The sequence below is a fragment of the Rhodococcus sp. 14-1411-2a genome, from assembly GCF_002259485.1.
Taxonomy (GTDB): domain Bacteria; phylum Actinomycetota; class Actinomycetes; order Mycobacteriales; family Mycobacteriaceae; genus Rhodococcoides.
Map to the genome: position 1 here is coordinate 15,155 of NZ_NPGA01000022.1, position 10,781 is coordinate 25,935.

9 protein-coding genes are annotated in these 10,781 nt (G+C 62.9%); 7 read left to right on the forward strand and 2 right to left on the reverse strand.

Annotation, left to right across the window (positions count from 1 at the left end; all coding sequences use genetic code 11):
- Window positions 1-5: 5 nt before the first annotated feature.
- Both CH291_RS25635 and CH291_RS26620 read right to left on the reverse strand, forming a co-directional pair.
- The gene (locus CH291_RS25635) at window positions 6-626 is read right to left on the reverse strand and encodes an HNH endonuclease (RefSeq protein ID WP_094688977.1); all 621 of its coding nucleotides are present in this window, start codon (window positions 624-626) and stop codon (window positions 6-8) included.
- Window positions 627-678: 52 nt separating this feature from the next.
- Complete coding sequence (locus tag CH291_RS26620) at window positions 679-1,272, reverse strand: hypothetical protein (RefSeq protein ID WP_094714460.1); 594 nt, start codon at window positions 1,270-1,272, stop codon at window positions 679-681.
- 405 nt (window positions 1,273-1,677) lie between these two features.
- On the opposite strand from CH291_RS26620, the gene CH291_RS25645 reads away from it, so the two are divergent.
- The 7 genes from CH291_RS25645 (at window position 1,678) to CH291_RS25680 (ending at window position 10,634) form a co-directional block, all read left to right on the forward strand.
- Window positions 1,678-2,850: an ATP-binding protein gene (locus CH291_RS25645; protein ID WP_094688979.1), complete on the forward strand. Its 1,173-nt coding sequence runs from the start codon at window positions 1,678-1,680 to the stop codon at window positions 2,848-2,850.
- 47 nt (window positions 2,851-2,897) lie between these two features.
- Window positions 2,898-3,473 (forward strand): hypothetical protein, encoded by a 576-nt coding sequence (locus CH291_RS25650; RefSeq protein ID WP_094688980.1) that lies wholly within the window; start codon window positions 2,898-2,900, stop codon window positions 3,471-3,473.
- 904 nt (window positions 3,474-4,377) lie between these two features.
- Complete coding sequence (locus CH291_RS25660) at window positions 4,378-6,156, forward strand: cutinase family protein (RefSeq protein ID WP_176456969.1); 1,779 nt, start codon at window positions 4,378-4,380, stop codon at window positions 6,154-6,156.
- Between the two features lie 617 nt (window positions 6,157-6,773).
- The gene (locus CH291_RS25665) at window positions 6,774-7,436 is read left to right on the forward strand and encodes a TraI DNA relaxase (protein ID WP_094688983.1); all 663 of its coding nucleotides are present in this window, start codon (window positions 6,774-6,776) and stop codon (window positions 7,434-7,436) included.
- Window positions 7,430-9,328 (forward strand): type IV secretory system conjugative DNA transfer family protein, encoded by a 1,899-nt coding sequence (locus CH291_RS25670; RefSeq protein ID WP_094688984.1) that lies wholly within the window; start codon window positions 7,430-7,432, stop codon window positions 9,326-9,328. The genes CH291_RS25665 and CH291_RS25670 overlap by 7 nt, the downstream gene beginning before the upstream one ends.
- The gene (locus CH291_RS25675) at window positions 9,325-9,774 is read left to right on the forward strand and encodes a DUF4913 domain-containing protein (RefSeq protein ID WP_176456968.1); all 450 of its coding nucleotides are present in this window, start codon (window positions 9,325-9,327) and stop codon (window positions 9,772-9,774) included. Before CH291_RS25670 ends, CH291_RS25675 begins: the two co-directional genes overlap by 4 nt.
- A 245-nt stretch (window positions 9,775-10,019) precedes the next feature.
- Window positions 10,020-10,634, forward strand: a complete 615-nt coding sequence (locus CH291_RS25680; protein WP_094688986.1) for a hypothetical protein — start codon at window positions 10,020-10,022, stop codon at window positions 10,632-10,634.
- Window positions 10,635-10,781: the final 147 nt, after the last annotated feature.

Sequence of the window (10,781 nt, forward strand, 5' to 3'; positions counted from 1 at the left end):
ATGGTTCAGGCGCGTTCGACCTGGACAGCGCGGGTGGCGCGCAGCCACCGACCTAGATAGGCCGAGGAGGCGGCTAGGTCGGGGCGGTCGGTGAGGTAGTCGGTGAACCAGCCCGACAGGCCGTCCCAGTGTTGCGCGTCGCCGGGTGGGTGCAGCGTCCAGCCGAGCTCGGGCAGGGTCCAGTGCGCTTTGGCGGAGTTGCGCAGCATCGAGGTGGTCACCCAGTTCGAGGCCTCGTCGGCTCCCCCGCGGGCGACCGGATGGATGTGATCGATGGTCGGGAACAGCTCCCAGAACGCGAAATGGGTCTCGGTCATCTTCCAATTCGAATGTGCGGGAAAGTCGTTCGGCAGCACGACCGACAGCAACCTCAATGCTCCCGGGTGAATCAATTGGTCGCCGGAGTAGCGGTCGAGGAATCCGTCGCGGTAGAACGTGCGCAGCATCTCGGGGAGAGTGTATCGGCGTTGCGCTGCCGTGCCGACGACGTGTGGGTAGTCGGTGCCGATGATGGCCTTGGCGGCGTCAGCGTCTCCGGCGGTCAGGGCCGCGCAGGCCCGGGCGAGGACGTCCGCTTTCTGTGGCGGCCGGGCCGATTCGGAGGCCACGACGATGTCGCCGGTCATGCGGGAAGCTCATTGATGCGGGCGACCGGGTCGATGGCCGAACACGTTGCCGCTACAGCGGCCATTCCCACCCTCCCTGGCCAGGCTCCATGACAACTGGCTGGAACACGATCGTGGTCGAATCAGTTGGAACGTCGAGCACCATGAAACCTTCGTACGTGGATGCAGGCGACAGCTGCGAAGGGATCGAATTGTTGGACTCGGCGCACACCCATGCCGCCGGCGACGTAATTTCGGGAATTGTCACTCCCGATTCAAGAACGGCCGAAAACGAATCGGGAGTGAACATGCCCATGTATTGCGCTACGTTCACACCAGGCAAGATCTCGACTCGAATGGGGAATGCCAGGATCGATCCGAACTCCGGCTGGTACTGCGTCGTCGAGCATTCCGACGCAGGTATTGGCGCTCCGACCACGAATTCGACCTCACAGGGAAACCCGCCGCCGCTCTCGCAGCCAAGGCCCGCCCGTTCGTCGAACGCCTTGACCTTGTTCCCTCTCGGACTCTCGCCGGTGTTTGCAGTCGCTGTAGGAGAACTTGTCGATTCGGAAGTCGCTGCTTGCTGCGTAGGCCGATCCAGCTCCGCTGTCGTCTGTCCGTCGGATGAACATCCGACCGCGAACAGAAAACTCGCCACACCCACTGCGACGACACTTTTCTTCAAGAGACCATCCTCGTAACCAGCACTCCGGGGCACTTCAAATTTCTCGACTCATTGAAGCACCAGAAGCTTTGGGTTGGAGGAGCATCGAACCGACCGGCGCGGCGAAACTTCCGTATCGAGAAGAACGTAGCCGCGCGCTGGTCGATCGGCCGATACCAGTGCGTACGGCAAGCGCGCCGCGTGCGTCGTCGATCGCGAGTCGGTAGCGCCCGACCGGTAGCGCCGAGTCTTTAACTGCGGAATCACTCACGGACGCAGCCACCTCTGTCACGCAGTCCAGTCCAACGACGACCTAGAACGCCAAGGGTTGCGTTTGCGAACGCACAGTATGGAACATTATGACTACTTATGGACAGAACACCATAAATGACTATAGTTCTCCATATGGACCCCGCCTTGAATCCCTTCAAACCAGGATCAGGACTGCGGCCACCAGCGCTGGAGGGGCGAACCCGCCAACGCGAAGAATTCGACCTTCTCGTGGCTCGGAGCAAGAACCGCAACTATGACCGCGGCATGATCCTGTCCGGCCTCCGCGGTGTCGGCAAAACCACCCTTCTCAACAACTTGTCCGAGCACGCCGAACGTCAAGGTTGGTTGACGATTGGCCTCGAGGCGCGACCCAACGAGTCCGGCGTCAGCGCCGTGCGCGCCAAGCTCGGGTCCGAACTCGCCGCCGGCCTGCGCCGGTTCAGCCGCAAACATCAGATGCAGAAGGCGCTCGATGACCTGATCTCCCTCGCCCGCGGGTTCACCCTCGGTGTCGGCCTGGGACCGGCGAAGGTCGAAGTGTCGCTCGATCACGGTGCCGCCAGCGGAGACATCGACCTCGATCTCGAAGAACTCGTCGAGGCGATCAGCGCCGCGATGAAGAAGAAGGGCACCGCGTTCGGGCTGTTCATCGACGAGATGCAGGACCTCGATTCCGATCTCCTCGGCGCGTTGCTGTCGGTGCAGCATCGGGCCAGCCAGCGGGAGTGGCCGTTCTTCGTCATCGGCGCGGGTCTGCCCAACCTTCCGTCGGTGCTCGCCGACAACCGGTCCTACGCGGAGCGGCAGTTCGCCTACAGCACCATCGGTCCCCTGGCACCGGCCGATGCCGCCGAAGCTCTGGAGATCCCAGTCAACCAGCACGGCGGGTCCTTCACCCCCGATGCCCTGGCCCTTCTCGTCGAGGCCAGCGGCGGGTACCCGTACTTCCTGCAGGAATACGGCAAAGCCGTCTGGAACGTTGCTGCCACAGCAGTATTCGACGAAGACGACGCCCATCTCGCGGTCGAGGAAGGACGACGGGCACTGGACGAGGGATTCTTCCCCTCACGATGGAATCGCCCCTCCGACAGGGAGCGCCGCTACATGCGCGCGATAGCACTTGCCTCAGACGAGGCACCGCGTTCGGGAGTCGTCGCCGCGGCGATGGGACAAACGACGACCGGTGTCAGCGACGTCCGCGACTCCCTGATCCGCAAAGGCCTGATCTGGTCCCCCGAACACGGCCGGATCGCGTTCACCGTGCCGGGGATGTCGGACTTCATCCGGCGCCAGCCCACCGACTGAAAAGCCCTGCGATTGCCCAGCGCAGCGCTGTGCACGATCCTGTAGCGATGGCACCGAACAGCAAACGCGTCGTACTGTCCAACGGACGCGACTGGGTCAGCATCTTTTTCGACGGACGCGTCAAAGTTGCGTCCAGGAAACATCTCTGGGAGATCACCGACACCGGCAGGCACACCGCACTGGGTCAGTACGTCACCCTCGGTGTCGGCCGAGAGCTCGACGTGGACCCGCCCAGCGGTGCCGGCAAGGTTCCCGACTTCGCTGTCGACCTCGATCCACAGGGTGGGCAGGCCACGGCGGCCACCGTGGCCGCGGACAACGGCACCTTCGTCGAGCTTCATCATGACGGCAGAATCACCGTGGGGAACGACGGCCGCGACATCGCCGAAACGTTCAACACCGGACGAGAATCGCTCGACGGTGGGCCATCCGGTCGCGGCGGCGCAGTCATGGTCACGTTCGTCGGCACCTACAGGCCATCGCGGTTGCGGGACAACAACTTTCTGGTGGAAATACCCGCTCGTGAGCGTCCGGCTGCCAACCGCCTCTACCCGGGCGAGTACGTCATCGACGACGGCAAGATCGGGCCACCGGCAAATGCTCCCGAAACGTGGTTCAGATGATCGCGGGCCCGCGCATCGAATTTTCTGCCCCCGTTAGCAAACCCGCCCGTTCAGCTCGGGCGCGCGACGGTACCTAGTTTTCCGGGTTGTCGAACGCAGCAATGACATGCGCGGTGGGGTTGCTCCCGGAACGGACTGAGCAGTGACTCCGCGTGTGCCACCACGGAGAACGGATCCCTGGCGGCCGACCTTGACCCGACCGTCGGCGAAGCGAACGAGCTTGAGGCCATCCGGCCATTCGGTGACGTCGTTGCCGCTGCGGTTCTTGTATGTCTTCGGCATTCCGAAGTCCAGCCCATCCATAACGCGGAGTCTATGACTGCCGAAGTCGAACGCGCGGCATACCCGTTTACGACGCAGTCAATCTCGCCGGTGAACGCTGGTTACGGCGACATGTGCGAATCAGCGGCTATCCTGCCAACGAACCCGGCCAGGCCAACGAGGTACCAGGGTTTTCGTGTGCTCAATCTTTCTCTCGACACTACGTCCATCGAATACGTGCCGTTCAGCGATCAAGGCGGTTGGGAAGGAAAGATCGCGGCATCGCCTAGTCAATCGCGAAGGCCCGTGTCGCAGATTCTTCCCACTCTGAGCCCCGATAAGGCCGCCTGCGGCCCGGGCGTCACTCGCCTACGTCAGGGACGGCTCCTACGCACGTGACCGCACTAGCAATTAATCGTAGTCATTCAAACAAGTGAATTTGACACGCCATTGTTGGATGCTTCCGGTGCAGGTCTTGTACGGATTTTGTTAAAGTCCGTGGCTCTATTGGCCCAGCTACATCCAAACAGACCGGGGACAAAGGGTTAACATCCCAGCACCTACGGAAAGTAGGCGGTAATCTGAAGGAGCGAGGATGGTCCTTAAACGGCGGGGAGTAGTGCTGTCGACAGCGTTGGCTGTGGTGGCGTCTGTCATTGTTCCGCTGTGGGGTGCACCCGTCGCGGCGGCAGCAATCTCCAACTGTGTGCCAGTAGTGATCATTCCGCTGCGGGGTTCCGGTGAGACGTCTGTAGGAATGACTAGCTACCCCGGACAGACCGGGGGTGGTTGGGAAGGCCCGACACTCCAGAAACTCCTCGGTGAAGCTGCATGGGGCGGCTACCTGCGTGATGCGCCAATCTTGGATGTCCCGGCCCCAGGAGGTGCACTGGGAACGGAGGGTTACCGGGCGGTGCCGGTGGTTATTTGGGAGGACGGCACGATCGAAAACACGGAAGAGATCATCACCTCAGCGAACGAGGGTGCGGCCGCGGCCCTGCGGGTGTACCGCGAGTTCAGTCAAGCACCCGGTTGCGCCGACCCGAAGGTCGTTTTCATTGGTTACTCGCAAGGGGCGATGGCAGCCCGGGCTGCCGCAAATACCCTCGACATTGTTTACCCCGGTGAATCCCGGGTTGCAGGTGTATTCACCGTCGGTGATCCGCTACAAAAGCCAAATGCCGACGGCGTCTTCGGATCCGGATCGGACGGGCAAGGAATATTTCGGCTTCTGCTTGGAGACTACAACGACACGTTCTACGCGCTTCCCGGTGTCGATCGGATCTCAATCTGCCACGACGAAGACGTCATTTGCGCGGTAGGTCCACCCTTCAACGAAGATACGCACCTGACCTACTTCAACGATGGTATGAAGTTCGTTACGAGTGCCGGCGCTTCGCCCTCGACTACGAGTGAGGTCGAGTTCATGTCGAAGTCCTTGCAGGCCACCATCACAAAAGCCCGACTGGCGTATGGGATGGGGCCACGGATCGAGCCAGTGAAGGACGCATACGGCGTCGGAGATTCAGTCACCGCGACCTACAGTCTGAACCGCCCGGCCATGGCCGGGGAACGGTTGATGATGCAAAACTTTTACGGAGCGCTGGATCAATGCCAGGTCGGAATGAGCATGTCTAACCGGAGCGGCACTGAGCCCCCGAACGCACTCGACATCATCCAGATCACCGCCAACGGGAAAAGACTGTCGAGCGCTGCGAGCCTGCTTGGCTATAGCGACCCGATCGCACTCACCCCAGGATCGACATCGGTGTCTGTGCGTATCACGCTCGACAGTGATGCTCTGAGGAACGCGGCCCTGACGAAGTTTCAGCAAGGACCGCTGTACGCAGACGAGGAGCGTTTCGACCTTAACGGCAACGGCAAATTCGATGGCACCGAGGCGTACGCCGCTTACGAGCAAACACTGTCTGGTCGCTGTGGAGGTCTTGATGCCACCGGTGCGGGAACTAACTGGTTTGCCGAAATCATGGATAGCAACAACGACCCGATTCAGACCTGGCAGGATTCGCCGGCACTGCGACTGCGACTACTCGCCACCGGAACACCGACTGTCACCGCCGGCTATGTGCGGGGCCAGGCGCTCCGCCTGAACATCACTGGCCTCGCCAGCGATGCCCCATACGGCGTCTACTTCGAATCCGACCCGGTCCTTCTCACCACGGTCACTGCGAGCAGCAGTGGCACTGCCACAACAGACATAACTGTCCCAGACGACGCACAACCTGGTCAGCACCACATCGTGATCCGAAGCGCCGACAACAGTGAGGCCGCACGCGTGGCCATCACTGTCACTGCAGTCGGATCGCCAGGACCCGTCATCGACATCCCGCTTTCGGGAGACGGTCCGATCCCCGAAACTCCATCCGCAGGCAGCTCCTCCCCACCATTCGGAAGCAGCTGACTGACCGTCCCAATATGCGCGTCCGTTCCCAGCTATGCGATCGCGGCGCGTCCTACAGTCGACTCAATCTCATGGAGCTGACGCGATACCCCGCCCTCACTCAATGGTCGGGGTATCGGGTAGTCCCTATCCAACCCACGCCTCCGTGGAACGGAAAGATCTCGAATTGGGTCGCCATAGTGCGAGTCGATCCATCACGCCCCCCGACTCATCGCCCGTGTCGCGACTGTCTCCGCCCCACGTGTCGACTTACGGCGCGGCATGCGGCACTAGGAGATTGGGCCGTCATTCCCGCGATGTACTCGCTGGTCGGCACCACAGTGGCTGCACTTGCCCCGTGGCCGTATCTGCTCGGGACACGTGCGGCGTCGGGTTAGCATCCTGGAACGGTGCGTAGCACGCGGCTATGAGCTAGTCTGACTCCGTTCGACCGTCGATGAGGGTCACGGTCGAGCGTCCATCCAGCAACAGCGCTGCACCGCACCTCTTTCGGGTGTCGGTGCGATTGTGCTGTGGGCTGGCCGACGCTCCCAGTGAAGGCCCTCCATGTCGATTTCTCACGCGCTCTCGCCGAGCACTCATCACATCTCGTTCACCATCGACGGTGGTGACCGTCGATGAACACTCGCTCTGTCTCGACCGCGGAGCTGCAGCGCCGCTCACAGATCGCTGCCGCCGCCTACGAACGCGGTCGCCGCGCCACTCTGGCTGCCGCACGACGCCGCAGCCTGGCCGATCGCGCGCACGTCCGCCGCGAGGAGATCCGCACTCGGTCGCACTCCTACGAGCCGCGCAGTGACAGTCGAGCATTCGGGCTGCTCGATACTGACGTGTCGCTGGTGCGGGCCGCTGCATATCTCGCTGCGGCCGGTGTCGCGCACGAGCTGATCACCGCGCAGACCTTCACCGATCCCGTTCAGCAGGAGTGGGCGGACGCCACCGTCGATCGCACTGCGGTGCACGAGGATGCGTGGCGGGAACGTCTGGTCGACAACGGTATCGACGACGCGGTACGCCGGCCGGGTCTGTCGCTGGACGTCCTGGAGTTGCCTGCCGAGCTCGACGGCCTCGATTTCGACGACATCGCCGAACACACCCTCGACTTGTCCTCCACCTCTGCCGACGTCGAACCGCTCCGTCTGGCCGATCTCTTGCTCGACACACCGCGCCAGGAACAGTCCTCGGGTTCGGTCGTCGACATCACCGACCGGGTCGCCCGCGTCATCGAGATCGACCGCGGCGTCGACACAGCCGTCGAGGCTGGTGTGGACGCATGGTGACCAAGAAGGCGACATCGAAGGGTGCCGGCGCGTCCTCGTCGATGCTGCCGCTCATCGCAGTCATGCTCGCGATCGCGACTATCGCCCTCGGATACGGGTCGCTGTGGCTCGGGCACGCGTTCACCGACACCGGCCAGCAGATCCCCGCTAATCCGTTCGTTGCCCTGTTCTCCGTGGCCGGCGGACAGCTGACCTGGCCGACCGTCTCGACATGGATCTTCGTGATCACGGTGATCATCGCCTCCGGTCTGACCGGGGTCGCCGCAGCGGCGCGCGCGACCGGAAGTGGCAAGAAAGACGATGTCGACGCCAAGGCCCGACTGATGGGTCCCACATCGAAGCTCAGTGGAGTGACCGGCAAGCAGGCACTGGAACGAGCGAAGAAGCTGCGACCGGACCTCGTCGACCGGGACACCCTGGACGACGCCGACATCGGGGTCATCGTCGGGCGCACCGTCCAAGGCAACCAGAAGGTATTCATGTCCTGGGAAGACATGCTCTTCGCCCTCGCCGGGCCTCGCATGGGTAAGACCGCAGCGCTGGCGATCGACGCACTGTGCACCGCACCGGGCGCGGCATTGTTCACCTCCAACAAGCGTGACGGTCACGACTTCACCCGAGGTGTCCGCGAGTTGCTCGGCGCGGTGTTGCGCTACGACCTACAGGGGATCGCCGAAGGCCCCCGCACCGGCGACGACGGGTTCTGGTGGAACCCGCTGCGCGCGATCGAGACGATCATGGACGCCCGCAAGCTGGCCTCCTACTTCGCTGCCGCATCGAAGGACGATTCGGCCCGCGTCGATGCCTACTTCGACGGCGGAGCTCAGGAGTTGTTGGCGCAGATGATGCTCGCGGCGGCGTGTGCGGACGGGGATCTGTTGCACGTCTACGGCTGGCTCTCCGACGAGGGGAACGAACTTCCCCAGCGGCTGCTCGAGGTCCACGGACACCACATCATTGCGAACCGTTTGAAGTCGACCAGCGAACTCAACCCGCGCCAGCGAGATGGCCTGTACGACATGGCTCGTCGATTCATCGGACTGCTCGAACAGCGCACGTACGCGATGTCGGTGCTCCCACCGAACCGCCGCGACATCTCCCTCGAGGGCGCACCGGACACCAAGATCGGTGGATCGGTGCGGTACCCGCACTCGATGCGCGAATTCGTCGTCGAGGACTTCGTCACCAGTAACGACACGCTGTATGCGTTGTCGAAGGAAGGCCCCGACTCGTCGTCGGCGCTGACCACGGCGCTGATCGGGTCGATCATCGACGCCGCCCAGCGCGTCGCTCGCCGCAGCCCGCGCGGGCGACTTCCGGTGCCGATGCTCGGCGTCCTCGACGAGGCCGCGAACGTCTGCCGACTCCCCGAGCTCCCCGCCTGGTACTCCCACCTCGGATCGCAAGGGATCTGCGTGATGACGATCGTGCAGAACCTCTCTCAGGCCCAGAAGGTATGGGGCCAGGACGGGGTCAAGCAGCTTCTCGATGCCGCGAATTTCCTCTGGTACGGCGGCGGCGTCAAGGACAAGAACACGCTCTCCGAGCTGTCGGCGCTCGTCGGTGATCACGACGTCGAACGCTGGTCACGATCGAGTAGTGGCGGAATGTTCGACAGTGGGTCGTCGTCGAAGTCGCAGTCCTGGTCCAAGGAAGCGATCCTGACCGTCGACGATCTCGCCGCGATCCCGAAAACCCGAGCTTTGGTGCAGATTTCCGGTAATCGCCCGGTATTGGTGAAGAAGATGTATTGGTCCGACGGCCCCAATGCCGACGCGATCGATGCCTCGTTCGAGATGTACGGGATCCCCGACAAGGACCAGATCCCCGTCCCCGATCGAGTACACGCCACCGCCACCATCGACGACGTCGACGAGGAGCCGTTCCTGTGACCGCTGACGACGACTTCCACCCCGACGACGACTTCCCCGGCGACCATCCCGACAACTTCGATCCCGTTCCCGAGAAGGCTGCGTCGACGAAGTTCTCGAGCTTCGATGCCTGGTTCGAGACGTGGCTGTCGGCAATCGTGGCCCGCAAGCTCTCGTCGTCTACCGGGAAGAACCGGGTGTTCTGCCCACGTTGGTTCGAGCATCCCGAGGTTGTGGTGCGTCTGCACGCACTGTGGACGGCATGGGAGGCAGCGTCCGCAGCCGAGGACGGTGCCGCGATGTCGGCGTGGTGGGTCCATCACGCGGACCCGCAACTGCGCACGATGCTCGACGCCGAGCACGGCCCGATGTACCTGTGCAGCCGCGACTCTCATCAGAAGACACCGCCGATACGACTGAACCTGGCGCAGGCCCCGGCCGGCTGGTTCGACGAGCTCACCGGCTGAAAAACCTGACACAACCCCTGACCCGAAACAGCCAGAAGCCCTGGTGGGTCCTGCATGACCCACCAGGGCCCTTAATGGCCGGAGATTGCGCCTCCAGCCGACGACGACGTTAACGACCCCCACCCGGCCTCGGGTTGCGCGGGTCGCATACACCTCTCGCCCGACTTCAGGAGCGCACGCTGTGGCCAAAGATTCCGACGATTTCCAACTCGATTTGTTCGCCGAGACAGAGGACAGTGACACCCATGATCGACCCGATAACGCAAGACATCATGAAGCTCTATCTCCAGCACCAGGGGCTGCCGCCGGAGTTGAGCCCCGAGGATCAACAGGCGTTCCTCGAGAGCGAGAGCGAGCGGATCGCGGAGCGGATCGACAACATGAAGATCCATATGCAGGACCAAGTTCTGCGGAACTACATGCGCGACAACGGCCAACCGCCCCCGTACATGGAGAAAGTCGGGTTGATCAACCAGGCCTGGGCGCAGGCGACGGACTTCGTGATCAACGAGGAGATCTACAACCAGCTCCCGGAGGACATGGAGGCCTACCCGCCGGATCAGGAGAGCCCGGAAGCCGAAGCCGAGCGGGATCGAGCACGGATCCAGGTCCACAAGAGCGATCCGGAGCGGTGGCGCAACCCACTGAACTGCGCGGACCCGGACAAGGAAGCGAACCAGCTGACGGACCTATTGTGGGCGGAGCAACCGATGAGGTTCCGGTACTACGCAGCGCATTTGATCGCGGCGCGGATCGAGGACAACGAGCCCTACCCGACGACGACCGAGCACCCACTGTTTCCCACGTTCACGAGCCAGCTCGACGAGCGGGTGGCCGAGCACGCGGCAAGCGGAAAGTAACCCGCCGTAGCGAATCCGACGCCCAGCTGGATCTGTTCGCGTTCGACGCCGACGGTGCTGCGCCGATCGACCCGACTGCCGTCGATGTCGGCGGCACACCGCTGCCCACACCAGTCGATCCCGACGTTCTGGTCGCTGAGGCCGACG